This is a genomic window from Herpetosiphon geysericola, assembly GCF_001306135.1.
Classification (GTDB): Bacteria; Chloroflexota; Chloroflexia; order Chloroflexales; family Herpetosiphonaceae; genus Herpetosiphon; species Herpetosiphon geysericola.
Genome location: NZ_LGKP01000032.1, coordinates 105,371 through 132,261, shown reverse-complemented (window position 1 = coordinate 132,261; position 26,891 = coordinate 105,371). Strand labels below are relative to the sequence as shown.

Genomic DNA, 26,891 nt, shown 5'->3' with positions numbered 1-26,891 from the left:
CTTAAACCAACCTGCACGGCGTGAAATGCATGCCGTGCAGCAACGAGGTCATTATGCTGGTCAACACACCACAAGAAGAGCCAAGCAGCCAACCAGATTTTTTTAACAGCAAATGGATGAATATCATCTTTGCATGTTTGGCGATCGCTGGTGGGGCTGGGGTTGCTGCCGCCTTGGCAGTTTTCGATAACCCGTTGAAATTGGTGCTGCTCTTTGGCGGGGCCGCCGCCGCAATGGTGACAATGCGCAACAGCGAATGGGGCTTGTTGGCGCTGGTTTTTATGAGCTACACCCGGTTTTCCGATGTGATGGTGCGCAATGGTGCGCCTTCGACTGCCCAACCATTTTTAGCGCTGCTCTTTTTAATTATTTTCATGCGCTGGATGCTCTATAACCAAAAGCCCGAACCATGGCTCAAACCAGCGGTCTGGATTTTTATCTATGGCATGGTTGGGGTAGCCACGTTTCTGTATGCAGATGATGTGCTGCGGGTCAAAAACGGCGTGGTGAGCTACTTCAAAGATGCAATTATCGTGGTGGTGGTGGTGATGATGATGCGTTCGCCCAAGATGCTGCATCGTTCGATGTGGGCACTCTTGTTTGCGGGCATTTTTATGGCTTCGATCACCACCTGGCAGCAATTAACTGGCACCTTCGAAAACGATTATTTGGGCTTTGCCAAAGCTGGCAAAATGCAAATCGTCTCTGGCGTTGAAGATGATTACCGGATTGCCGGGCCAATCGGTGACCCCAACTTCTATTCGCAAGTGTTGCTCACGCTGATTCCGCTGGGCATGGATCGCTTGTGGAATGAAAAAAATAAGAAATTACGCTGGTTTGCAATTTGGCAGTTGAGCGTCTGCATGGCCTCGATTTTCTTCTCGTTCAGTCGCGGGGCGTTTCTCTCGTTGGCGTTTGCCAGCTTGTTGATGTTTATTCGACGGCCACCAAAGCTGATGTCAGTGATTATTATTGTGGCCTTGGCCATTGTGATTGTGCCGACCTTGCCAGCTTCGTATATTGCGCGGCTCGAAACCATTCCCGAGGCAATTCCTGGCTTAGCCAAGGAAGATGTGCGCAACGAAGCCTCGTTCCGCGGGCGTTCGAGCGCCCAACAAGCAGGCATCCGCATGTTCTTGGCGAATCCAGTATTTGGCTTGGGCGTGGGCAATTTTGGCAATCACTACCAAGAATATGCCCGTGATTTAGGCCTCGATAACAGTCGCTGGGACCAAGCGCCGCATAATATGTACCTCGAAATTCTGACCGAAAAAGGCCTGTTTGGGCTTTCGGTGTTTGGGGCCATGATGTGGGTGTTGTTCCGCGATATGAACAAGGCGCGCAAGAAGTTCCGCGAAATCAAAATGGATGATTTTGATGGCTTAGTCTTTGGCTTCCAAGCAGGCTTGGTTGGCTATATGATTGCGGGAATTTTCCTGCAACTATCCTACCCACGCTTCTTTTGGATTCTGATCGCGATCGCCTATGCAATTCCCAACGTCGCCAACAAAGCTTATGAAGACTATCGCGAGGCGCAACCAAATGGCGAAACAGCCTGAGACGATTGTACAGAGCGCTGCTCGCAATACGTTATGGTCGTATGCCGCCACTTATGGCGGCAAAATTCTGATTTTTATCACCACGGTGATTTTGGCCTATTTTGTCACCAAAGCTGAGTATGGCTTGGTTGGCATGGGCCTGACCGTCATCGCCTTTCTAGAGGTGATGCAAGATCTGGGGATTGGCTCGGCGGTGATTTATCAGGCTGACGAGGATGCAGCAAACACGGCATTTTGGCTTGGCTGTGGCATTGCCCTTACCCTTTTCAGCCTCACATGGCTGGCAGCACCAATTGTCGCGACCTATTTTTTGCAAAACAATCCTGATGTAATTCCGATTATTCGCGCATTGGGCTTGAGCTTCCCGCTGTTTGCTTTGCGCAATATCCACGATGCCTTGCTGCGCAAACGCATGCAATTCAAAAAGCGCTTTATCCCTGATCTGATTCAAGTCAGCAGCAAAGGCGCAATTTCGATTGGCTGTGCTTTAGCTGGCATGGGCGCGTGGAGCTTGGTTTGGGGCCAATTAGGCGGCTCGGCCTGTGGGGTCATCGCCTATTGGATGGTCAACCCATGGCGGCCTAGCTTGAAACTTGATCGTGCGGTTATCAAACCACTGTTGGGATTTGGCAGCAATATTGTAGCTGTCAATGGCTTGGCCGTGATGCTAGCTCAAACCGATTATTTGCTGGTTGGGCGCTACCTTGGCGATGAAAAGCTGGGCGTCTATACCAACGGCTTTCGCTTTCCCGATTTGATGGTGATGCAAATTTGTATTGCCCTGGCGAATGTGTTGTATCCCTTGTACAGCCGCTTGCGCGATGATCCGGCGGGCTTGCAACAGGGCTTTTTTATTGCTTCACGCTATGTCGCTTTAGTCACGGTACCGCTTTCGTTGGGCATCGCGATTGCTGCTGAGCCGTTTGTGCTGACCTTGCTGAGCGTGAAGTGGATTGAAACCGTGCCGATTATGCGCACAATTGCAATTTATACCCTGTTTCTGTCGCTGGGTTACAATGTTGGCGATGTGTATAAAGCCCAAAATCGCACCAGCATTTTGACCAAGCTTTCGATTGTACGTTTGGTGGTATTGGTGCCAGCCTTGTGGTTTGCTGCTGCTCAATTTAAATCGTTGCAAGCGGTCGGCATCACCCACGCCTTGGTAGCATTTTTGGGAAGCACGCTCAACTTGGTGGTTGCAGCCAAAGTGCTCAACATGCCAATTCGGCGGATTTTGAGCGCCTTCCAGCCAGCCTTTCTTGCTGGCGCGGTGATGAGTATTTGTTTGATTTTGACGCTGCTGGCTTTGCAAAACACGCCATCGTGGTTGCAACTTTTGGCGGCGATCGTGGTTGGTATCGGCTCCTACGGTGGAACATTATGGTTTGGCCAGCGCGAAGTTTTGACCCAAGCAGGCCAAACCTTGCGTGGTGCGGTGGCACGGAGATAATATGCACGTTGTTCAGGTCATCGATTCGCTCTATCGTGGTGGAGCGCAACAATTGCTGGTTACCTTCGCCATCGAAGCCCAACGCCGTGGGATCAAAACCAGCGTTGTGTGCCTCAAGGATGAAGATCGCGGCAGCAACTTGGTTGAACGGCTGAATAGTTTGGGCGTTGAAGTTGTGCGCTTTGCTGCGCCCAAAATGCTGGCTCCCAAGCGCATTTGGCAACTCACCCGCTGGTTGCGGCGCAATCGCGTGAGCGTCGTCCACACTCATTTGACCTATGGCAATGTGGTGGGCATTTTGGCCGCTCGCTTGGCCAATATTCCGGTGGTTGCAACCATGCACTTGGCGGGCTTCGACCCTTCGATTGCCAATCGCCAGCAGCAATTTGAAGCCCAGATTGTGCGCTTTTTGGCCCAACAAATTATTGCCGTGGGCTATACCACTCGCGATGCCTACCAGCCAATTATGCCCAATCGCACCTTGCATGTGGTGCATAATGCGGTGGTTGCCGTGCCAGAAATTAGTGCCGAGCAACGCATTGCCACGCGCGAGGCAATTTTAGGCGATCCAGATTTGACGATGTTGATTAACGTTGGGCGCTTTGCTGCGATCAAAGATTTGCCAACCCTGATCGATGCCTTTGCCTTGGTGCATCCACAACATCCCGAAGCGCGCTTGGTTTTGGCTGGCGAAGGCGATCAGCGGCCTAAAATCGAGGCCAAGATTGACGAACATCAATTACATGCGGTCGTCAATTTGCTCGGCGCACGCGATGATATTCCAGTGCTGTTGCGCAGCGCTGATGTGTTTGTCAGCTCATCGGCCAACGAAGGCTTGCCGATTGCAGTGCTTGAAGCCATGGCCGCAGGCTTGCCGATTGTCGCGACCAAGGTTGGCGATATTCCGCAGGTTGTGCGCGAACAAGCAGGCGTGACGGTTGCGCCGCACGATCAGCAAGCGCTGGCAGCGGCAATTAATCAATTGTTGAGCGAGCCAAGCCACATGCAGCAGATGCAACAGGCAGCGCAAACGATTATCGAACAGTATCACAGCCCAAGCGCATGGGTCGATCAATTATTAACGTTGTATACCGCCGCCCACGAGGGCGTTGACCAGCGTGAGGCAGTTTCCACATGAACGATAGCTTGCACGTAGCGATGATCATCCAAGGGTATTTTCCGCGCATCGGTGGCGCTGAACGCCAATTAGCGGCCTTGGCTCCTTTTTTGGCTGCCGAAGGCGTGGCAATTAGCGTACTAACCCGGCGTTACGCTGGCTTCAAGCCCTTTGAGATGATCGAAAATGTTCCAGTGCATCGTTTGCCGATTCCTGGGCCAGTGCCAACTGCGGCCTTGGTTTTCACCGCAGCGGCAATTCCTTTGCTTTGGCGTTTGAAGCCTAATTTGGTCCATGCTCACGAGATGTTTTCGCCAGCAACCACAGCGATTGCGGCCAAACAAGCCTTGGGCCTGCCCTACGCCGTGACCGCGCATCGTTCGGGGCCGCTTGGCGATGTGCTGCGGATGCAACAACGCCCGTTTGGCAAAGGTCGGCTAGAGCGGATCACTAAAACTGCCGATGCTTTTTTCACGATCAGCCGCGAAATCGATCAAGAATTTGATCAGATTTTGGGCATCGAAGCCAAACGGCGGCATTATGTGCCCAACGGGGTTGATCCTGAGAAATATCATCCTGTCAGCGCTGAAGCTAAAGTTGCGCTCCGCCGCGAACTGAATTTGCCAACTGAAGGCCCAATCACGCTCTATGCTGGGCGGCTCTCCGAGGAAAAACGGGTGCGCTATTTGGTTGAGGCTTGGCCAGCAATTCGGGCTAAACATCCCGATGCAAACTTGTTGATTTTGGGGCAAGGGCCAGAGGAAGCAGCGCTCAAAGCGAAAAGCAGCCCTGGGGTGATTTTTGGCGGCGTGGTGCATAACGTGCCACCCTATTTGCAAGCAGCCGATGTGTTTGTGCTACCGTCGATTGCTGAAGGCTTTTCGGTGGCAATGCTCGAAGCTATGGCCAGCGAATTGGCAGTTATCATTACTGATGTTGGTGGCGCACGCGATGCAATCGACGATAGCCAAAACGGCTTAATCATTCCGCCAGACGATCAGCCAGCGCTAGAACAAGCGTTGTTGGCGGTTTTGGGCGATCAAGCCTCGCGCCAACGGATGGGCCAAGCAGCCCGCCAACGAGTGCAGCAAGAATTTGCCTTGAGCGTTATCGCCAAGCGCTTGCGCAGTTTGTATGAAGGCGTAGCCAAAGTATGAAGGATGAGGGATGAAGGATGAAATGTAAGAACATAGAACATAGGGATCGGGAATCAGGGGTTGGGGATTGGGCGAGCAGAACAATCATCCCAATAATCTGTGGAATCTGTGGCTAAAACTTAACCTTCGCGACCTTCGCGTTCTTCGCGGTTTCAACCTTCGTGGATCAATAGTAAGGAATATTTAATGATTGCGGCGTTATTTTGGCTGTTTGCAGGCAGCGTCATCTACACCTATGCTGGGTATCCGGCGCTCTTGACCTTATTGGCGCGCTTTCGCCGTGAACGCGGGCCGTATCCGCATGCCGAGCCAGCAGTTACTTTGCTGATTGCGGCCTACAACGAAGAGGCTGAAATTGCCCGCAAAATTGAAAACTCGCTCGAATTGGATTATCCACGCGAGCAATTGCAAATTTTGATTATTGCTGATGGCTCGAGCGACCGCACGCCAGAAATTGTGCAGCAATACGCCGATCAAGGCGTGGAATTGCTCTACGAAGCCCCACGGCGCGGCAAAATGGCGGCGATCAATCGGGCAATTCCGTTTGTGCGCGGCGACATTATTGTCTTTTCCGATGCCAATAATCGCTACGATGCCAACGTGATTCGTGAACTGGTTGCGCCATTTGCCGATGCCGACGTGGGCGCAGTTTCGGGCGCAAAGGTGATCGAAAAAGGCGACGGCGCTTTGGGCGAATCCGAAGGGCTATATTGGCGCTACGAGTCGTTTGTTAAAAAGCAAGAAAGCAAATTGGCTGGCTGTACCGCCGTTGCTGGCGAAGTGCTGGCCGTGCGCAGCGATTTGTTCGAATCGCCGCCAGACGAAATTATCAACGACGACACCCATATGGGCATGCGGATCATCGCCCGTGGCTTTCGGATTCACTATGCGCCACAGGCTCGCTCGCACGAACGAGTTTCGCAATCGGCGCAGGATGAAATTGCGCGCCGCGCGCGGATTTTTGCTGGGCGCTATCAAGCAATTACCTATGCCCGCAGCTTGTGGCCCTTCCGCCGTCCGCTCGCCTTGTGGCAATTGCTCTCGCATCAAACCCTGCGTACCTTGGTGGCAGTGAATATGGTCGGGGCTTTGGTGATGAACATTGTGGCGGTGCTATGGCCAAGTAAGGCAAAATCGCATAAACTACTCCGTCTGGCAGCACCATTCAATTGGCTGTTGCTGGCGTTTCAAATTTTGTTTTATACCATGGCTTGGCTTGGTGGCCGAGTTGACTCAAATAGTAAACTAGGCAAGGTGGTTTACGTTCCAACCTTCCTAGTCAATAGCAATTGGGCTGGCTTAATTGGCCTGTATCGCTTTGTCCGACGACGACAAACCACGCTATGGCAGCGAGTGGGGCGGCGCACGAACTAACTTCGACTGGTGTTTGCGCATAAACTGAGGTGATCCTATGTGTGGTATTTGTGGCATTGTCTATTTTGATCGCAGTCGTACAGCAGAGCGACCTTTGCTCGAAGCGCTGTGCGAAAACATCCATCATCGCGGGCCAGATCAAAATGGCTTTTATCTCAACGGCCCAGTCGGGCTTGGCTCAGTGCGGCTGTCGATTATCGACGTTGCTGGCGGCAAAATGCCAATCGCCAATGAAGATGGCTCAATTTGGATCGTCTATAACGGCGAGGTGTACAACTTTCCTGAGTTGCGCCCACGCCTAGAAAAAGCTGGCCATAAATTCGAAACCCACTCCGACACAGAAACCATCGTGCATTTGTACGAAGAAATTGGCGATGAATTTCCCAAGCATCTCAATGGCATGTTTGCCTGTGCGATTTGGGATGAGCGCCGTCAGCGCTTGGTAATTGCCCGTGATCACGTTGGGATCAAGCCAGTCTATTATGCCAATTTAGGCGATCGCTTGGTCTTTGGCTCGGAAATTAAGGCCATGCTCGATACTGGCATTAGCCGCGAAATCGACCCAATTGGCTTGCACGATTATCTTTCGTTGAATTATGTGCCCGGCCCAAATACGATTTTCAAAGCGATCAAAAAGCTTCAGCCAGGCCATATGCTGACCTACGAAGCAGCAACCAACGCTGTCGAAATCAAGCAATATTGGGATATTCCACGGGTCGTTTCGCCGCACTTCAAGATTACCAACGATGTTGAAACCGACCTGCTGAACCTGTTGCGCACCGTTGTGCAAGATCAACTGGTTAGCGATGTGCCCTTGGGCGCGTTTCTCAGCGGCGGGGTCGATTCAAGCTTGGTGGTGGCCTTGATGAGCGAAGTCACCAGCCAACCAGTTAAAACCTTCTCGGTGGGCTTTGCAGAAAAATCCTATGACGAATCGCCGTATGCGCGAATTGTGGCCGAACGCTTCCGCACTGATCACCACGAAATTGTGATGAATCCTGATGCGCAGGCCACGGTCGATGCCATGGTCAAATATTTTGACGAGCCATTCGCCGATTCATCATCGGTGGCGGTGTATGCGGTCAGCGAATTGGCCAGCCAGCATGTCAAAGTGGCGCTCAGTGGTGATGGTGGCGACGAAGTATTTGGCGGCTATGCCACCTATCAAGCAGACAAAATCGCCGCGCTCTATCGGCGCTTGCCGCAAGCAATTGGCAGCGGTTTAGTGCCAAATTTGGTCAATCGGCTGCCTACATCCGATGGAAAAGTGAGCTTCGATTTTAAGGCTAAGCGCTTTGTGCAGGGCGGGATGTTGGCGCCGTTGCCAGCCCATGCCGCATGGAAAGCCTTTATGAGCGAGTCGATGAAAGAGCAGCTGTATGCAGGCTCATCGATTTTGACCAAGCAACGCCCAACCGTTGATCTGTTGCAAAGCTACTACGATGCCTACGGACCCGACGATGTGCTCAATCGCCTGCTGTATGTTGATTCCAAAGTTCAGCTGGCCGATGATATGTTGGTCAAGGTTGATCGGATGAGCATGGCCCATTCGCTCGAAGTGCGCGTGCCGTTGCTCGATACGCGTTTGGTCGAATGGATGGCAAAATTGCCTAGCCACACCAAAATCAATGGCATGAAGCTCAAATATTTGCTCAAGCGGGTGGCTGCCAAAGTGCTGCCAGCAGAAATTTTGCAACGCCGCAAAGCAGGGTTTAGCGTGCCAATTCCCCAATGGCTCAAAACCGACCTACGGCCATTGGTCAACCAAAAACTTTCGGTTGAAGCCTTGACCGAACAAGGCTTTTTCAACCCCCAATATATTGCAACAATGCTCAGCGACCACTGGGCTGGACGGCACGATTACAGTCGCCAAATTTGGAATTTACTTATGTTCAGCATGTGGTACGAACGCTACGGCAAATAATCACGTGCCACCAACACTGCCAGCGTAACTCGTTGTTACGCTGGCCTATTGTCTCGCAAGGAGTTCGCATGGTTCGTTTAGTGCGCGTTTTTCTGCTTTTTTCCGTGGCGCTTGGCCTTTTTGCCAGCTTGCCAATGGTTTCACAGGCTGCTCGCACCAGCCTTAATCCCATTCCTACCAAAACGACGGCAGCCCCGCTTAACCAAGCAACGGTTACGCCAGTGGTTACCGATAGCGATAGTGTGACCTTTGCCCAGCTTGGCGCGCGCGAAGATTCGATGGAAGGGCCGTTCAACGCCCGCTATATCAATGTGCGCTTGCCTAGCACATGGCAATTGGAGCCAGGCGCAGCAATCACGCTTGATTTCGAAACCTTCGTTTCCGGCAGCTCGGTCAGCAGCGATGAAAATGTGCAGTTTTTCGCTGGCTCAATGGATGTGCAATTTAATAACGTACAGCTCGAACGAATTTTCTTAGATCGTTCAGGCCCACGCTCAGTGACCATCCCAATTTCGCAAACTGCCTATACCTCAACTCGCGTCGATGGCGCGCATACCTTGGGCATTTTGCTTGATGCAGGCCTCAACTGTGGCAACGATAGCCAAACTAGCGTGATCATTCGCGCCACTTCGTCGCTCAAGTTGCCCCACAGTTTGGGCACACTTTCGACCGATATTAAGCAATTGCCGCGGCCAATCTTCCAAGATTCACCACTTGAGCCAGATGTTGCTACCATCGTTGTGCCCAGCAATGCCAGCGCCGCCGAGCTTGAAGCGGGCTTGATTGTTGCCGCCAAAGTTGGCAGCATTACGTCAAGCAGAATTCAAGTGCCGTTGATTGCAGAGAGCGTACTTTCGCCAACCCTGCGCAGTGAATCACACTTGATTTTCGTTGGCCAAGCAGCCAATTTCGAAAATTTAGCTGCCGTTGATTTTGCCGAGGGCAGCGGCGCCGAGGGCTTTAAGCTGAGCGAAGCCCAAGCCGCCGATGGCATTATTCAAATGGCAACCTCGCCGTGGAATCAACAACGGGTGGTTTTGGCGCTCAGCGGCAACGACGACGAGGGCGTGATCAAAGCCGCCAAGGCATTTAGCACTGGCAACGTGCGCGCCAGCAACGATCCCTCAATTGCAGTGGTCGCCGATGTTAACTCGCCAGATGTTTTGACCAAAACCCTAAATTTACAAATTACTGATGTGCCAAGCACTGGCTTGACCGTCGAACGTACCTTCCGTAGCCTTGGCTTCGAAACCGCCTCAGAGTTTGGGATTGGCGGGCATACCTTTGAACTGAATGTTGATATGCCAAGCGGCTACGAAATGAGCAACGATGGCTATATCGAAGTCCATTTTGCCCACTCAGCACTGCTCGATTATTCAGTTTCAGCGATGATGGTGCGAGTCAACGATCGGCCAGCAGGTTCGATTCGCTTCGATGACACCACCTCGCAAAATGGCGTTGGCCGGGTGCCAATTCCACGTGGCAATCTGAATGTTGGCCGCAACCGAATTACGATTAGCGCCAACCTAATTCCCAATACGCCGTGTGTTGATCCCAACTTGGCAGGCATTTGGTACACGCTACGCGCCGATTCGATGATTGGGATTCCAGTTCGCGCCACCCGTGGGCGCTCGATCGTATTGCGCAATTTGGCCACCTTCTTGGAGCCACTCACAATCAGCAATACCTTGAAGAATATAGCCTTCGTGGTCCCAAGCGACGATCCAACTAGTTGGACGGTTGCTGGCCAATTGGCAACAGCCTTAGGCGATAGCCTCGACCCAGCCTTTGTCGAGCTGCGCGCAGTCAATCCCGAACAGGTTGCTAGCGTGCAGGCTAATCACGATTTGGTATTGGTTGGTCAAGCGCCAGCCCATGCCATTTTGCAAGATCCTGCTTTGCAGCCAATTATTCCTGCGCCGTTTGCCCAAGGCAGCAAGCACCCAACCCTTGGCAATAGTCGGGTAGTTTATCGGATTCCACCAGAACTGAGCCTTGGTTATTTGGAATTTATGCGTTCGCCATGGAACGAGCAACGCAGCATTTTGGCGGTGCTCGGCAGCACTGACCAAGGCGTGCAATGGTCGGGCAATGCCTTGACGACCTCGCGCTTGCGCACCCGCCTGAATGGCAGCTTGGCAATCGTCAACGACCAACAAATTAGCGTCGAAGACCCCACGGTCACTGGCGATACAGCTGGTATTGCCAACGATGCGCTCGGCGAAAACCAAGATGATCCAATTTATCGCGAAGTTACACCACCTGAAAAACCCCAATGGATTTTGTATGCTATCGCTGGGTTATTGGTGTTGATGGTGATTATTTCAGTCATCGTGATCATTCAAGCAGCGCGCAATCGCAAGCAACGCCGAATATAAGTGTAGGGATCGGTTGTTGGGGTCGGGGATCGTATGCTCCTCGGCCCCTGAGTTTTTTAGATTGATCCACGAAGCACACGAAGGACACGAAGAACGGGAACTGCGAAGGACTCGAAGCACACGAAGGGTGATTTTTTGCCACAGATTTGTATAATTATCTTATATTCAGAACTATTAAGTCATCAGTAGGTATAACTCTAATCGGATACTTTTCTTTCAATTATTAGTCCCGACAGAGGATCAACTCGGCATAATTCTTTTGTATAAATAAATTGATCATGTTCTATAGTCATAGATGTATCAATTGCCTCCAAGATTTGTCGTGTTTCACCATTAATTTTTTGATTTTCCATTGCGTATTCCATAAGTTTTTCACCCCAAGCTTCGCCTTTTCCTACTCTGAATTGATTAGAAATACTTAATGCCTTCTCGAAAAAATCCTTTGCATTCGTTGAATCAGATACTATTTCTAATAATAAATTTTTCATATCAAGGTTATTATGGAGTTCAGGAGCCATACTCCATAGTACTTCAGCAAGTTCAAGGGACGTGAAGTTTTTGAATTCAAAGTCAGGTTCAGAAACAGAAAAGAACCCTAAGAATAATTCTGTCTCAGCGGCTTTACGCACGACTCGCATATTATCACTTCTATCACCGTCAAGAGAGATAAAACTAAATATACTTGAACTCATATCTTGTTCTAATGATTCTCTGAATGATAATGCATCTTTTGATTCTACAAATTTTCCTCTGAGATTTCGAATCTCGATATCCGACATATTGTACATACTTATAGCTTTTTTAAGTGCCCCATACTCTGTTGAACCTTCGACATACCAACGAATCCGAATCCCATAATCAAGATGTTTTTGCTTTAAATACTCACTTATAACCTTCCTATCATGATCAAATAATCGACCAGCACCATATTCTTCAATTTTTATTTCTCTCGAAGCTGGTCCATATCGAACACCATCTTCTTCCAATAATTCAATATCATATACATCTTCTATTCCTCTTCTAATCATCTCTGCCATAGTCCTTATGTACATAGCTCCACCAAGATTATCAAGAACTTTTAATCTTAAAGTATCATCTTTCGATAAACGAATAATATTATGAATTTCCACATTGGAATCAAGATTTTCGACAGTAACGGATATTTCTTGATGGATCGATTGTAATAATTCTAGGCTAATTTTTTGATAAAGCAATTTAGCTTCATCCCAATGATCCTGAATTGCTTTATACAATTGAGTATTACTAAAACCTAGCGGGTGTGATCTGGTTCTGAACATTCTAATAAATGCAAACGGTTCTGTAACTATTGCTAATGAGGAAATATTATTCCACCGATTGATTACATCCAAAAACCCATTTGTATTAGACCAATCAGTAAACATTGATATCGAATTATCTAATAATCCGGGATATGATTTAGCTCGTAATATTTGCATAGGTGATATTTGTAATTTCATAACCCGTTGCAGATGATATAGAACATAATATCTGAATGGATGAAATAATATTTCGATATTTGATCGAATTTTTGGCAAATTTTCAATAGATTCCACCCATTTAATATTCGATCTTTCTAGAATTCTGGTATCAACATATATATAGTTACCTTTCTGATTATTTACTAAAATTAATCCCTTCAAATCTATTTCTTCATTAGATTTTATCAAATCTGCTCTTAATAAGCCTAGTTGCCATAATTGAGTTATATGACTATCCCAAAAATTTACTGATCTATCTTTAGCAAATCCTGCTATTTTTAATGGCTTTAAGAATTTCATTTGCCATATAAAAGTTCTTTTTGCAATGAGGCTACCTATATGTTCTATATTTAAGTCAAGAATAGGGTCATTCATCTTTTCACCTCGAAACTTTCAATACTTGTATTTCATTTTAGTACAAATATTGAAAGAATAGAATCTCAAGATCAAGCTAAATTATTAACCTGAGTTTATATTCTAAATTTACAGTTTTCTAGATTTTCACCCGCAAACCATAGTGTTCTACATTAGTAATCCACTAAGAACACAAAGCATGGGAACCGCGAAGCGCACGAAGGTTGCGTTTTTGCCACAGATTGGCACAGATGGCTCAGATTATGTTTCGATAGCCCAAAGCCATTCATCCTTCATCCTTCGGTGCTCTGCGCCGCTGCGTTGAGTATTGATCCACGAAGCGCACGAAGGCACACGAAGGATCGGAACCGCGAAGGGCTATGGGCTTTTGATTTCTGACTTTTGACTTTTGGCTTCTGTCTTTACGCTGCCCCTTGCCACTAATACCTGATCCCTCGGCTTCATCCCTCATCCCTCATCCTTCATCCTTATCTTTGCTCTCTGCTCTCCGTATAGCCATAGACCAAGGCTCAGGCCATAAGCCAGCAACAGCCAGATGCTGCTAAACTTGGGGATTTCCACGGCGGCCCAAGGCAGATCGGCCAGCCATTCAGCGACGCGCACTACCCAGGTTAAGGCAGCCCATGTGATCGGTAAGGCCAGAAAAGCTAGCCAGCGCCCACATATGCCCAAACAGGCCAACACCGCGCCGCTGGCCATAATCAAGGGCACAACTGGCACAATCAACACATTCGCGGCTGGCGCAATCAACGAGAGATTGCCAAAGTGATACAAAATAATTGGCAAGGCCCAAACTTGGGCAGCTAGGGTTGCAGTCAAAGGCTCGATCATCCATTCGAGCCAGCGCCAACGCAACCACAAACGCAATTTAGCTTCAATCGGCTTGCCCCACGCAAACAAACTGGCCGTCGCCAATGCTGATAGTTGAAAGCCTAAATCCCACAATGCCTGAGGATCAAGCAAGGTCATCAGCCAAATCGCTACCGCCAAGGCTGCCCAAGCATCGGCTTTGCGGCCAAGCGGCTGAGCCAAAGCCACAATTGCGCCCATCAAGGCAGCCCGCACCACCGCGCCACTCGCCCCAACAAAAGCCACATAGACCACAATTGCCCCTAGCGCTAAGCCAGTGGCATGGCGTTGATTGAGCTTGAGTGCCTTGCCCAAGCCCAAGAGCGAGGCCACAACAATTGTAATATTCCAGCCTGAGATTACCAGAATATGCGAAAGCCCTGTGCGATTGAAGGTTTCCCAAACAGGTTTAGGCACGCTGCTTTTGACCCCAAGCAACATCCCAACCAAAACTGCTGCTTGAGGTTGGGGCAGGGTTTGGTTGATGATTGTTTGAGTGCGATTTTTTAGCGCCAATAAGCGTTGATACGGTGATTTGGCCGCAGGCAAGGCTTGTTCAAGCAGCGCAGGCTCAAGCATGGCATAAATCGAGCGGCGGCGCAGATAGGCGGCATAATCGAAGTCTGGGCTCGAGCTTGGCGTGATGATTGTGCCACTCACCAGCAAGCGTTCGCCATTGCTGCGTGGCGGCTCTGCTGGCAGGGTTAGCATAATCTGTCCCGAAGTTGGCACTCGTTGCCGATTGGCTTCATAGGCCTGAACTTCAAGCACAATCCGTTGTTGTTGCGGAGTCCATTGTGGTTCACCAACAATCACCCCTTCTAAACGGGTCGTCAAACCAATCTGTTGACGAATATCGTCAGAATTGGCCATATTTTGACTGAGCAACATACGGCCTACCCCTAGCATAGTACCAGCATATATTGCTATCAGCATAATTCGCCAAGATTTGCGGATATAAACAAAAATTAAAATAATGGCTATTGATGCAATAAAATATAGATACCACGCTAGTTGAATCCTATCAGTTAACCACAGCCCTATAGCCCATCCCAGCGTAAAACAGCAAAATCGCATATGCAAACCTCCAAATATTGCTAGTTTTTTAGAGCCGCAAACTGCTAAAAATCCCCCATGTCACTATTGCCACTGGATAGTGGTGAAAAATGGTAAAATTGTTTTTATCCCTTTGGAATGGCCTAAAAATAGTTAAAAATTAGTTGAAACAACGTATCAACAATCTTGCATATTGAAATAGGGCGTGGTATTGTTCTCGTGCGCAAATAGTACTATTCCAGCAAACCAAGATTCAGGCCCTTCGATAAGCGCCATGAGCATTGATAATGCTCCAGCTTTGGCCGACCAATGACTTCTAGCATGCGCTCGCCCGATCGCATCAGAGAAGCCAGCGCCAGACCTGCCGCGGCTCTGCAATTTCGTGTTTGGTAGCCAATAACGCTCGTTAGTGGTACGCCAACTGTATGACTATTTTCGTCAGTTTTGAGGGTTGTTGTGTTACAACGCTAACTGATGGGCTGGTTATTCTCGAAATCCCTACAATTGCGGAGGTTATAATTCTTTATGGTTCGCAAACGTTTAATCACTCTTGCTGCCTTGTTCGGTTTAGTTGGGGCTGTTTTTGGTTCAGTTGCCAGTACTGGCGCTCAAGATTATGGCAAAGTTCGCGGTCAATTGATCCGCAGCTATCGTGAAGCAGAAGCCAAGGGCGTACGCCCAGATTGGGTAACCGCCGCCGTCGATACCAGCTTGAATCACTTCTCAGCCAAAGGTGCCAACAGTGGGAATTTGAAATTGCGTGGCGTTGATCAAGATGATTTGGGCACTAACGTGCGCCTTGATCAAACCTACGCTGGCTTGCCAGTTTTTGGCGGCCAAGTGATTACGCACCTCGACACCAAGGGCACTGTGACACAAGAAAGTGGCGAACTCTTCGCGGTTGAAGGGATTGATCTAACTGCTAAATTAAGCTCAGCTGAAGCAATCAAAATTGCTCAAAGCCAAGTTAAATATGATTTCAGCAGCACCCGATCTGGTGGCGTAGAAACCAGCAGCGAACTTAAAATCCTGCCTCGCGAAGGCAAAGATTCAGTGATCGTCTTCCAAGTGAGCTTGCACATTGAAGATGGCACTGCTGCAACCGCCCACCACGAGTTCTTCATCAACGCCCAAACTGGCGAAACCGAGTTGTACTACAACGATATGGATGGCGTAAACGCTACTGGCACAGGCAAGAGCTTGTACAGCGGCAATGTTTCAATCACCACCGATTTGGTGAGTGGGGTCTACAATCTGCGCGATAACTCACGCGGTGGCATGTACACCACCAACATGAACAATCGCACCACTGGCGGTAGCGTCTTCACTGATGCAGATAACATTTGGGGCACAAACACCACCGCCAGCACCCAAAGCGCAGGCGTTGATGCTCACTATGGCGCACAACTGACCTGGGATTATTATCTGAATAGCTTTGGCCGCCGTGGCATCGATGGCAATGGCTTCCGCGTGTTGAGTCGCGTTCACTATGGCAATCGCTACAACAACGCATTCTGGAATGGCTCAAGCATGACCTATGGCGATGGCGACGGCACGACCTTCCGCCCATTGGTTTCACTCGATGTTGCAGGCCACGAAATTACCCACGGTCTGACCGAAAAAACCGCTGGCTTGATCTATAGCAACGAATCAGGCGCTTCCAACGAATCGTTCTCGGATATTTTCGGCACGATGGTGGAATATAGCAGCGGCACTGGTGATTATCTGATCGGCGAAGACATCTATACCCCAGCCACCGCTGGCGATGCCTTGCGCAATATGTCGAACCCTGCTGCTGAAGGCGACCCCGACCACTACAGCAAGCGCTACACTGGCACTGGCGATAACGGCGGTGTTCACATCAACAGTGGGATTCAAAATCAAGTCTTCTATCTCTTGGCTCAAGGTGGCACCAACCGCACCTCAGGCCAAGCAGTAACTGGCATTGGCCGACCAAAAGCCGCTGCGATCTTCTATCGCGCCTTGACAGTCTACTTGACCCCAAGCTCAAACTTCAAGGCCGTGCGCACCGCGACTCTCAACGCCGCCCGCGACCTGTATGGCGCAAGCAGCGCTGAATACAACGCAACCGCCCAAGCATGGACGGCCTGTGGCGTTCAATAAGCGCTAATCCAATCTCGTTTCCAAGCACACGCTCCATCAGGGGCGTGTGTTTTTTTAGCAATAAAGCGGCTGTAGCAAGCCAATTTCCACGATTGAGCCAGAGACTTTAGAATTCAAATAATCGCCAACTCGCCCAATTGTGCTACACTGCCTAGCAGGAACCATTCTGTTTGCTGTGAGGAACTGTATGCGCCGTTTTTGGATTGCGATTATCACATTAATGATGCTGCTGAGTGGCTGCGAGGCTCAGCAATTTTTGGCCACCCCCAAGCCAACCAAGCCCAATAGCTCAAATCAACCGCAAACTGACGTTAATCACATGGCGTTGGGCAACCCCAGTGGAGCTTTGCCCGAAACCAGCAGCAGCAACAATTATCTGATGCAGCGCCCGGAATATAGTTTGGCCTACAATCGCAAGCTCAACATTCTCAATTGGGTCAGTTGGCATTTGGATATTGCTGATTTGGGCAACACCGACCGCAGCCAATTTACCACCGACCCCGACTTGCCCGAAGGCTGGTATCGGGTTAAGCCCAGCGATTACACCAACAGCGGCTATGATCGCGGCCATATGTTGCCATCAGCTGATCGCACCGCCTCGGAAAGCATCAATCGTTCGGTCTTTTATATGACCAACATCGTGCCTCAAGCGCCCGACAACAACCAAGGCCCATGGAAAGAATTCGAAGATTATTGTCGTGATTTGGTGCGTGATGGCAAGCAATTGTATTTAATCGCTGGCCCCGAAGGCTCCGAAGGCAGCATTGGCGATCCCAAAATTCGCGTGCCCAAGTATGTTTGGAAGATTGCGCTAGTGCTTGATGCCACTGCCCAAGTGAGCGACATCAACGCCAACACCGAAGTGATTGCGCTGCGCATGCCCAACCGCGATGGTATTCGCGATAAAGATTGGCGCGAGTATATCGTTTCGGTTGCCACCATCGAGGAAAAAACTGGCTATACTTTCTTCACCAATTTAAGTAGCGAGCTTCAATCCAGCTTGAAGCAAAAAGTTGCCACCCCGTAGAGTTGATTTCTTTACCCAAACACTCTCACCTACCTTGAGTAGGCGAGAGTGTTGCTTATTAATGGAATTGATTGCACCAATGCTGCTGCATTCCTGCAACGATGTTGCAACATCAGCCAGTATGTGCCAGCTATACTCTCTCTATCATTTGATTATGCATGCTAGGGAGACACTTCCATGATTCGTTCCAAAATCTTTCGGCAGTGGACGGTTGGCCTTATGCTGCTATTTAGCATGTGGAACTTTATTCCATCTCCCATGAAAGTAACCTTGGATTACTCAGCCGAATTATCAGCGCAGTTGAAGGGCCATCGTTATGTGCATCAGGGTCGCGTTGTTAATCGCTATACAAATCAGCCAATCCCGAATGCACGCGTCTATGTTTCACATGATCAAATGTATGGTTCGCATGATGAAACTTTTACTGATGCCCATGGAAACTTTACCGTAACCCTGAGACTTACCAATGAGATTAAAATAAGCGCAGATGGCTATATACCCTATGAAGTATCTATAATTAACTGTCGCTAGTAATATTGATTAAATCTTGACCATGGGTTGTTTAGATAAACACTTGCTATAAAACTGCAAGCTGGATTTATCTCTTAGCGGGCAATCGGCGGCACGGCCAAGCGAATCACATAATCGTTGCCGTCTACGCCCGTATCCGCAGGATCATACCAAATCACTGCTAGCTCGCTGCCATCGGGCGACCAAACCGGCCATTAATAGCGCCCCTCGGGTGTTAGTTGCATGCGGTCGCCACTCTGCGAATCGACCAACCACACAATATCGCGGCTACCATTGAAGCGCGCCACAATCACCAACCAGCGCCCATTCGGCGACCATTGTAAGCCAGCAACCCCATAGGCATCAGCCAGAATCATGCGCCGATTGCCGCCATCAGCATCCATCAGATACAAGTTGGCGGGTTTGGTCAGCGCGCCAGGCACCGTGCCACTGCCCACACTCGGCTTACCAAAAAAGGCAATCGTTGCCCCATCAGGCGACCACGCAAAATATTGCGCAACCACAACCCCGAGATCAAACGGCTGCAAGCCAGCAGCAGCAGTCCACCAATAAAAATGCGATTCGAGATATTCCCCATCGGTGATCAACGCCCGATCCATGGTGGGCGACCAAACCACGCCACTATTTTTCATGACTTCACGCGGTAATGCGGCGGGCAGCAGCGTGGTTAATTGATCGGTCGTCGGATCAAATTGGACGTATTGATAGCCATCACTAACAAATTGACCATCCTGAATCGTGGAGATTTGCTGCCGAACCCCAAGCAGCTTATTCGGCAAGCGCTGGGGAAAGACGTATTCGGTATAGGTTGAAGCAGGATCGAGCGGTAATACAAGTTGGCTGGTTGCTTCTCCTTGTTCATTAATCCACCATAATTCTTGAAGAAGCGGCGGGATAAGTGTTTGCTTTTGGGCCAGCAACCCTTGGTCAAGCCAAACTAAGTTGTTATATTTGCCAGATTGCACCGGAGGAATCGTTAACGGCTGCGGTATAGCAGGCAAAATGGTAGTACTTGGTTTCACGGTAGCACATCCCTCTATTAATCCTATGATAATCAAGAACAACACAAAGCGCTGTTTCATTTGGCAATACTTCCATCACTGAGGGTATACGAGCCATCAGGATTAAACTTCGTTCCATCGAGCCGAATCCGCGAACCATCCGCCTTGGTCACAAATCCATCAGTGCCAATAATTGTTCCATCTCTGAGCTGAGCGTCACCATTGGGCTGAATAATCGTCCCATTATCCATGGTTAATACTCCTGAAGGATCAACATGAACCCCTGGCAGTGAAGGAATCATCCCCATATCGAGAACTTTGCCCATGTAGTAGGTTGGACTGTGCGTCATTTGAATCGTGTCATGAATGATCGTGGGCTGGGTAATGGCCAATTCTGGCTTACGAAAGGGAGTAAAGCGCGAGTCTGTATAGGTATCAGTCCCAACAGTAGTACGCGGGTCGAAAAACCAACTACCTGCGTCATCAGGCACAGCATAATCGGCAACAACGGCCCCCGCTTCACCACCAAGTATGATTAACCCTAAATCGATACTTTCTTTGATCGGAAAATAACCAGGAGCAAAGATGTCCACAAAAGAATCAAGCTGTTGGGTAAAATAGCCAGTGGCTGGATTCGCCGCAACTTTAGAGCCAACCGTAGCACCAACCACCTTGGTATAACGATTAACAAAATCGTTGTCGCCATTCTCCATGCGGGCAATAAAGCGATACCAATTACCATAGGCCACAAATTGCGGAATCAGATCGCCTTCATCGGTGCCAGCAGGTGGAACTCCTGCCCAACCATTGGCAACCCGCGAGCCATAATTACCCCCGCGTTGCTCGGCCATTGCCCAGAGTGGCAATAGTTCAGGATCACTTTTACGTGCAGCCTTGCCATCGAAGAAGTTCTGCCAAGCCACAGCCGCCCCATCACAGTCATTAAAGCCAGCAGGCACAGCCCCTTTTGTGATATGAAGCCGATAGCCATTTTGAATTGCTTCGAGCACCCCTGCATCGGCAACTGATGCCCAAAAACCATGCCGCATATTGCGCATATCATGCGATTCATCAAAAAAGGCAATAATATCTTGGATATTATGAAACCAATTTGGGGTTTTAGCATGAGCCTCTAGCGCCTCGACCCAGCGAATTCGCTCCTCAGCAGTCAGCAGCTCAAATTCGGCAAGGGTTAAATCAAACCGAATCAACCTACCGCTAGCATCAAAGACTGGCCCACCAGGCAGCGGTGTAGGCCCTTTTTTCGGTGGTCATACAGCTACGGTTACTGATCCAGCTGGATTCTGAGCTTGAAGATTGCCAAAACTATCATTAAACAGGGCTGCCGCTTCTTCTTCGGCAGTCCGCATGAGCGTGCGAATCTGAAGCGTAACATGCTCGGCAACCAAGAAGACTTCATGACAACGGCCAATTGCTGGCTTAACAACTGTTTCAAATTCATGAAAAAACATGGTTGCAGCGGCGCCGCTCCAATGGGGCTATAATTGATCGACCATGGTTTGAAGTTGCTGCCGTAGCGTCGCGAGGATTGTAGCGTTATGCTTAAAGCGTTGGGCAAGCGCTAAAAGTTGATTGTACTCAACCTGGATAAAAGGAGCATGCATACCTTCTCCAATCAATGATGCTATTGATCTGTGGATGGCTCTCTCTGGCAGCATTGTGAGCAAATACGATCACTCATCCTTCAGGCTAAAGTATAGTCAAAATACTATTAAAATGCTTCACCTTCATGGGTGAATATTGATGATCAAATAGCGATAAAACCCATTATCCATACCTCTATTTACCTAGCACTTCTTTACACAGCTAACTAATCGACCTCGCACTTCTTCTCCAGCCGAATCACCCCCAAAGCTAGGATAATTAGACCAATGGAAACGCTCCCACGAATTAGGAATAATATGCTATGATACTGATAGCGTGATATGCTTTATCCGTTGAATTTCCCACTCGTGTTAATCATCCAAAGGAGGCTTGGCAGACGTAACATCCATGCTGAAGAACGCTCCTATCGATAGTCGGATGGTAATGGTGATATGTGCAATGTAGCGCAAGGAGATCCGCTGATGGTTCGCCGAAATATGCATCTTTCGCTGATTAGTTTATTGGTCTTGACCCTGATTTTGGCTGCCTGTGGCAGCGATAGCACCGCAACAACCACCAGTGGCAACACTGGCTCAACCAACCCTGCAGATGTCAAAGGCGAAATTACGGTTTGGGCTTGGAACGTGGCTGCCAAAAGCCTCGAAGCTACCGTACCTTCGTTCAACCAAAAATATCCCAACGTCAAAGTTACAATCCAAGACCTTGGGCGCACAGATGTTTATGATCGGCTAACGACCGGCCTGCAAGCTGGCGGCGCTGGCTTACCCGATGTCGTTGCAATCGAATCCGACCGTATGGATGTTTATACCGCAACCTTCCCCGAAGGCTTGGCCGACTTAACCAGCCGCGCCAGCAAATACGAAAAAGATTTCGATCCTTCAAAATGGGCCCAATCGAAAATCAACGATAAAATTCGCTCGATTCCTTGGGATTCAGGCCCAACTGGCTTGTGGTACCGGGTCGATATCTTCCAGCAAGCTGGCGTAGACCCCAAATCGATTGAAACATGGGCCGATTTGATCGCTGCTGGCGAAAAGATTTTGACCACTACCGGTGGCAAAACCAAGCTCTTGCCCGTCGATATTGTGGCCGATGATGCTGGCTTCCGCATGATGACCAATCAATTGGGTGTGTGCTGCTACTTCAACAGCGATGGCAAAATTAACCTGACCAACGAAAAATCAGTTCAAGCCCTGACCTTGCTCAAAGAAATCAACGATAAAGGCTTAATCGCCAATATCAATGGCTGGGATGGCACGGTTGCCGCTACCAAAAACGGCGACGTTGCCACCGTTCCCTTCGGCGTATGGTATAGCGGCACCATCATCGACCAAGCGCCTGATCTCTCGGGCAAATGGGATGTAATGTTGTTGCCAGCCTTCGAAAAGGGCGGCAATCGCGCTGCTAACCTTGGTGGCTCAACCTTGGCAATCCCCGCAGCAAGCAAAAATATTGATGCTGCCTGGGCATTCGTCGAGTACGCCTTGGCCACCAACGAAGGCCAAAATCTCATGATGGAAAAATTTGGGATTTGGCCAAGCTATCAGCCAGCCTACAGCGCCGATCTGTATAGCAAACCAGTCGCCTTCTTCAACAATCAACCAATTTGGAAGATGTTTGCTGATGAAATCAAAAACATTCCACCAGCAACCTACACCAAAGATTATGCTAAAGGTCAAGCTGTGTTGGCCTCAGCCCAATCTAAAGTCTTGAGCCAAGGCATGGACCCCAAACAAGCCCTGCAAGAGGCAGCCGACGAATTAGCCAACCAAACTGGCCGCGAAATCGCCCAGTAAGTTTATGCTCGCATTCCCAACCCCTCTCTCGCCTGCGGGCGGGAGAGGGGAGTTTGGCTTAATACCTGCGGGAATGCTGGTTACTCTCGCCAATTAATGGTCATGCCTAGGAGGGTTCTATGGGGTCGCAGATGCTCACGCCAGCAGAGCGCCGCCACCAATGGCGACGGCGACTTACCCCGTACATGTTTTTGTTGCCAGCCTTGTTGGTGTTTGGCATCTTTATGCTCTATCCAATTGTTTCTTCGTTGCAATTGAGCTTCGAGAGCCAACTTAACCCCAACAGTGGCTTTAGCTTTGATAATTATCGCCGCTTATTTGGCGATAAAGTATTTCGCAAAGCGTTGACCAACACGGTGTTTCTGTTGCTGTTTCAAGTGCCATTGCAACTTGGCTTGGCAATGGTTTTGGCGGTCATTCTCAATAATGCCGTTTTGAAGTTTCGCACTGTCTTTCGCTTAATTTATTTTCTGCCAGCAATTACCGCACTCTTCGCGGTAGCCTTGATCTTTCGGCTGCTGCTAAACGATGAAAAAGGCTTAGTCAATTATGTGCTGAATGGCTTGGGCATTCAATCGGTGCCTTGGCTCAGCAATGCATGGCCCGCTAAATTCTCGCTAATTACCGCAATTACATGGCGCTGGACAGGCTACAACATGGTGATTTATCTCGCCAGTTTGCAGAGCATTCCCGATGAGTTGTACGAGGCTGCTGAGCTCGATGGCGCTGGCGCATGGGCCAAATTTTGGTCAATTACCGTGCCGATGATGCGCCCAACAATTCTGTTGACCACCGTGCTTTCAACAATCGGCACGCTACAAATTTTCGATGAGCCATATCTGCTAACCCGCAGCGGGCCATCCAACGAGACCCTGAGTATGGCAACCTTGCTCTATCGCACTGCATTCCAAAGTGCTGAAATTAATTATGCGTCGGCAATTGCCTATGTGATGGTGTTGATCATTGCAGCCTTTTCGCTGCTGCAATTTCGGCTTGCTCAGCGCGGGGAGGACTAAGCGATGGCAAAAACCAAGCTTGCAAACGATGGCATGCCAAAGTCGTTGGTCAGCCGTTTCCAACGCATCATGATCTACATTGTGTTGGTGATTGGGGCCTTCTTCTCGCTGTTTCCCTTTTATTATATGTTTGTTCAAGCCTCACAGCCTTCGAGCGAAGTGTTGCGCTTTCCGCCGCACCTGTGGTTTGGTAGCTCGGCTTGGGCAAATATTCAAGGGCTTTTTGCCAATGGCTTCGGGCGCTCGCTGTTTAATTCGGCCTTTATTGCGGTGGTCTATGCTAGCCTGAGCGTGTTTATTGCCTCGCTGGCTGGCTATGCCTTTGCCAAATTCCGTTTTCGCGGGCGCTCGGTGTTGTTTGGCATGTTTTTGTTGGTCTTGATGATTCCCTATCACGTCACCGCTGTGCCGCTGTTTCAACTGATGGCCAAAATTACCTTTTTTGGCAACCCAACCTGGATCAGCAGCTACCAAGCAGTGATTCTGCCAGCGCTAGCCAATCCGTTTGGCATTTTCTTGATGCGCCAAAGCATGCAAGCCTTGCCCGACGATTTGCTTGATGCTGCGCGCATGGATGGCGCCAGCGAATGGCGAGTTTTCACGAAGGTTGCCTTGCCAACTATGCGCCCAACCTTGGCAGCCTTGGCGATTTATTCGTTTATGTTTCAATGGAACAGCTTCTTCTGGCCATTGATTATTATGCGCGATAAAGCCATGGAAACCCTGCCCGTGCGGATCAATGCCCTCGTTGGCTTGTCGATTATCGATTATGGCCAATTGATGATGGGCACGGCGCTCACAACCTTGCCAATTATGATGATTTTTATCGCCTTCCAACGCCAATTTATTTCCGGCGCACTCGCAGGCGCAGTCAAAGGATAACGACTGAATTATGAAGGATGAATTATGAGGGATGAAATTTAACCGCTAAGAACGCGAAGAACCCGAATGTTAGATTTGTTAAATGCCTAAATTGCAACAAAATTTTAGTCGCCGATTGATCGAAACTTAGTGCTCTTCGTGTCCTTCGTGGTTAAAAACTTAATCTTCTCACGTTTGGGTTCATCCTTCATCCTTGTCAAAAGAGGTTTTTTTATGCCATTAGGTGTTTGTTATTATCCGGAGCATTGGCCACAAACGTGGTGGGCCGATGATGCCCAGCAAATGCGGGCCTTGGGCTTAGACTATGTGCGGATCGGCGAATTTGCTTGGGCCTTGATGGAGCCAGCAGCAGGCCAATACGATTGGGCTTGGCTTGATCAAGCAATTGAAACCTTGGCCAGTCAAGGCTTGAAAATTGTGCTTGGCACGCCCACTGCCACGCCGCCAGCATGGCTAACTCATCGCCAGCCAGACCTGATGCGGATCGATGCTCAAGGTCGGCGTTTAGGCCATGGTGGGCGGCGCCAAGCTTGTTTGGTCAATCCCGAGTATATCGAATATAGCCGCCAAATCGTCAGCGCCATGGCTGAGCGTTATGGCAACCATCCTGCAATCGCCGCCTGGCAAATCGATAACGAAATTGGCAATCATGGCTCAGCTCGTTGCTATTGCGAGCATTGCGCCGCAGCCTTCCGCCAATGGCTCGAACAACGCTATAGCGATTTGGCGGGCTTGAACGAGGCTTGGGGCACTGCATTTTGGAGCCAAACCTACAGCGATTGGCAACAAATTCCCTTGCCAAATGTGCCAGTCGGTGGCGGCCATAATCCTTCGCTGGTGCTCGATTATCGGCGCTTTGCCTCGGATCAGCAGGTTGCTTACTGTGGCATGCAAGCAGACATTTTGCGCCAGCACTCGCCAAATCGCACAATTTTAACCAACATTGCCCCTGGCGACGATGAGATTAATTGGTTTGATATGGCCAAACAAGTTGATACGATTGCTTGGGATAACTATCCGCATGGCTTTCCCAACTGGCAAGCAGTCTCGATGTATCACGATCACATTCGTGGCCTCAAACGCCAGCCATTTTGGGTGATGGAGCAACAGCCAGGCCAAATCAACTGGACTCCGACCAATCCGCCAGTGCCGCCCAACCAAGTGCGTTTGTGGAGCTACCAAGATGCAGCTCATGGCGCAGCCAATGTGTTGTATTTTCGCTGGCGCGCCTGCTGGCTTGGCCAAGAGCAATATCATAGCGGCCTGCGCGATCATGCCAATCGGCCAGCCCGTGGCAGCGTCGAAGCCCGCGTTGTTGCCGACGAATGGCAACAGCATGGCCAGCCAGAAGCAGCCCCGCGCAAAGTTGCCTTGCTCGTTTCCTACGACGATCATTGGGCGCAACAGCTTGATCCACATGCCCAAGGCTGGAGCTATTGGCAGCTGTTGCGCACGATTCATCGCACGCTCACCAGCTATGGTGTTGGGGTGGATATTGTGCAACGTGGCACACCACTTGACGAGTATCAATTGGCGATTGCTGTAGCCCCAATGCTCGATAACCCTGCTGAAACTGCTGGCTGGCGCGAGTGGGTGCAAGCAGGCGGCACATTGATCTGCACTCCACGCAGTTTGACCAAACGCAGCGATAATCGCACAGCTCCTGATGGCTTCCCGAGCGGTTTGACCGATTTGTTTGGCGCTGATGTGGCCGAATGGAGCGCGCTTGATCCGGCTAAGCCATGGGCAGTAAAGCTTGGCGATGCCAGCTACACCGCGCCGCTGTGGATGGAAGTGCTGAACGTGAGCCACGCCAATACGTTGGCGACGTGGGATCAGTGCTATGCTGCTGGGCAGGCCGCGATTAGCGCCGCAACCTATGGCAAGGGCTTGGCAGTGTTGATGGGCTGCTATCCAACCGAGGAAATTTTGGGCGATCTCTTGCCACGCTTGTGGCCTGATGCTCAACGCTTGCCCGACGATATTGAGCGAATTGAATTAACTGATGGAGTGTTGTGGTGCAACCATGGCGAGCAAGCTCAAACGATCAAGCTACAAGGCACATGGCACGATCGCTTGAGTGGCGAGGAATTCAGCAATAGCTGCGAAATTGCCAGCTTAGGCGTTCGTTGGTTGCAACAAGCCTAAAA

The 26,891-nt window shown here is 49.7% G+C and carries 20 protein-coding genes; 14 read left to right on the top strand and 6 right to left on the bottom strand.

Going from position 1 to position 26,891, the window contains the following annotated elements:
• Positions 1 to 53 precede the first annotated feature (53 nt).
• The 7 genes from SE18_RS20365 to SE18_RS20335 all read left to right on the top strand — a co-directional run bounded on the left by SE18_RS20365 (position 54) and on the right by SE18_RS20335 (position 10,959).
• A complete protein-coding gene (locus SE18_RS20365) occupies positions 54 to 1,559 on the top strand; it encodes an O-antigen ligase family protein (protein WP_054536313.1) in 1,506 nt (501 codons plus the stop codon).
• Positions 1,543 to 3,009: a lipopolysaccharide biosynthesis protein gene (locus SE18_RS20360; protein ID WP_054536312.1), complete on the top strand. Its 1,467-nt coding sequence runs from the start codon at positions 1,543 to 1,545 to the stop codon at positions 3,007 to 3,009. The genes SE18_RS20365 and SE18_RS20360 overlap by 17 nt, the downstream gene beginning before the upstream one ends.
• Before the next feature lies 1 nt (position 3,010).
• Positions 3,011 to 4,147, top strand: coding sequence for a glycosyltransferase (locus tag SE18_RS20355; protein ID WP_054536311.1), 1,137 nt, complete (start codon positions 3,011 to 3,013; stop codon positions 4,145 to 4,147).
• Positions 4,144 to 5,283, top strand: a complete 1,140-nt coding sequence (locus SE18_RS20350; protein ID WP_054536310.1) for a glycosyltransferase family 4 protein — start codon at positions 4,144 to 4,146, stop codon at positions 5,281 to 5,283. The genes SE18_RS20355 and SE18_RS20350 overlap by 4 nt, the downstream gene beginning before the upstream one ends.
• Positions 5,284 to 5,469: 186 nt before the next feature.
• Positions 5,470 to 6,657, top strand: coding sequence for a glycosyltransferase family 2 protein (locus SE18_RS20345; RefSeq protein WP_054536309.1), 1,188 nt, complete (start codon positions 5,470 to 5,472; stop codon positions 6,655 to 6,657).
• A 37-nt stretch (positions 6,658 to 6,694) separates the two neighbouring features.
• Positions 6,695 to 8,581, top strand: coding sequence for an asparagine synthase (glutamine-hydrolyzing) (asnB, locus tag SE18_RS20340; protein ID WP_054536308.1), 1,887 nt, complete (start codon positions 6,695 to 6,697; stop codon positions 8,579 to 8,581).
• Positions 8,582 to 8,649: 68 nt separating this feature from the next.
• Positions 8,650 to 10,959, top strand: a complete 2,310-nt coding sequence (locus tag SE18_RS20335) for a cellulose biosynthesis cyclic di-GMP-binding regulatory protein BcsB (protein WP_054536307.1) — start codon at positions 8,650 to 8,652, stop codon at positions 10,957 to 10,959.
• A gap of 197 nt (positions 10,960 to 11,156) precedes the next feature.
• On the opposite strand, the gene SE18_RS20330 is transcribed toward SE18_RS20335, so the two are convergent.
• Both SE18_RS20330 and SE18_RS20320 read right to left on the bottom strand, forming a co-directional pair.
• Positions 11,157 to 12,833, bottom strand: coding sequence for a hypothetical protein (locus SE18_RS20330; RefSeq protein ID WP_054536306.1), 1,677 nt, complete (start codon positions 12,831 to 12,833; stop codon positions 11,157 to 11,159).
• A 447-nt stretch (positions 12,834 to 13,280) separates the two neighbouring features.
• Positions 13,281 to 14,759: a ComEC/Rec2 family competence protein gene (locus SE18_RS20320; RefSeq protein WP_083470049.1), complete on the bottom strand. Its 1,479-nt coding sequence runs from the start codon at positions 14,757 to 14,759 to the stop codon at positions 13,281 to 13,283.
• 504 nt (positions 14,760 to 15,263) lie between these two features.
• Between SE18_RS20320 and SE18_RS20315 the strand changes: the two genes are divergently transcribed.
• The 3 genes from SE18_RS20315 (at position 15,264) to SE18_RS20305 (ending at position 18,420) form a co-directional block, all read left to right on the top strand.
• Entirely contained in the window at positions 15,264 to 16,862 is a 1,599-nt protein-coding gene (locus tag SE18_RS20315; protein WP_054536303.1) for a M4 family metallopeptidase, read from the top strand.
• A gap of 187 nt (positions 16,863 to 17,049) precedes the next feature.
• The gene (locus tag SE18_RS20310; RefSeq protein WP_054536302.1) at positions 17,050 to 17,889 is read left to right on the top strand and encodes a DNA/RNA non-specific endonuclease; all 840 of its coding nucleotides are present in this window, start codon (positions 17,050 to 17,052) and stop codon (positions 17,887 to 17,889) included.
• Positions 17,890 to 18,066: 177 nt separating this feature from the next.
• Positions 18,067 to 18,420: a carboxypeptidase regulatory-like domain-containing protein gene (locus SE18_RS20305; RefSeq protein WP_054536301.1), complete on the top strand. Its 354-nt coding sequence runs from the start codon at positions 18,067 to 18,069 to the stop codon at positions 18,418 to 18,420.
• A 194-nt stretch (positions 18,421 to 18,614) separates the two neighbouring features.
• Here the strand turns inward: SE18_RS20305 and SE18_RS20300 are convergent, their stop codons facing one another.
• From SE18_RS20300 to SE18_RS28195, 4 genes are read right to left on the bottom strand one after another with little or no spacing between them, the layout of a single operon-like run.
• On the bottom strand, positions 18,615 to 19,442 hold the full coding sequence (locus SE18_RS20300) for a TolB family protein (protein WP_160319531.1): 828 nt from the start codon (positions 19,440 to 19,442) through the stop codon (positions 18,615 to 18,617).
• Positions 19,443 to 19,498: 56 nt separating this feature from the next.
• Complete coding sequence (locus SE18_RS20295) at positions 19,499 to 20,632, bottom strand: hypothetical protein (RefSeq protein ID WP_054536299.1); 1,134 nt, start codon at positions 20,630 to 20,632, stop codon at positions 19,499 to 19,501.
• A 60-nt stretch (positions 20,633 to 20,692) separates the two neighbouring features.
• Positions 20,693 to 20,893, bottom strand: coding sequence for a hypothetical protein (locus SE18_RS20290; RefSeq protein ID WP_054536298.1), 201 nt, complete (start codon positions 20,891 to 20,893; stop codon positions 20,693 to 20,695).
• A 27-nt stretch (positions 20,894 to 20,920) separates the two neighbouring features.
• Positions 20,921 to 21,046 carry a hypothetical protein gene (locus tag SE18_RS28195; protein ID WP_269083561.1) on the bottom strand — a complete coding sequence of 42 codons (126 nt, stop codon included), beginning with the start codon at positions 21,044 to 21,046 and terminating at the stop codon, positions 20,921 to 20,923.
• 462 nt (positions 21,047 to 21,508) lie between these two features.
• Between SE18_RS28195 and SE18_RS20285 the strand changes: the two genes are divergently transcribed.
• From SE18_RS20285 to SE18_RS20270, 4 genes are all read left to right on the top strand, one after another.
• The gene (locus tag SE18_RS20285; protein WP_054536297.1) at positions 21,509 to 22,843 is read left to right on the top strand and encodes an ABC transporter substrate-binding protein; all 1,335 of its coding nucleotides are present in this window, start codon (positions 21,509 to 21,511) and stop codon (positions 22,841 to 22,843) included.
• Between the two features lie 119 nt (positions 22,844 to 22,962).
• On the top strand, positions 22,963 to 23,859 hold the full coding sequence (locus tag SE18_RS20280) for a carbohydrate ABC transporter permease (protein ID WP_083470047.1): 897 nt from the start codon (positions 22,963 to 22,965) through the stop codon (positions 23,857 to 23,859).
• A gap of 3 nt (positions 23,860 to 23,862) precedes the next feature.
• Positions 23,863 to 24,741 (top strand): carbohydrate ABC transporter permease, encoded by an 879-nt coding sequence (locus SE18_RS20275; protein ID WP_054536296.1) that lies wholly within the window; start codon positions 23,863 to 23,865, stop codon positions 24,739 to 24,741.
• Positions 24,742 to 24,954: 213 nt separating this feature from the next.
• Positions 24,955 to 26,889 (top strand): beta-galactosidase, encoded by a 1,935-nt coding sequence (locus SE18_RS20270; RefSeq protein ID WP_054536295.1) that lies wholly within the window; start codon positions 24,955 to 24,957, stop codon positions 26,887 to 26,889.
• Positions 26,890 to 26,891: the final 2 nt, after the last annotated feature.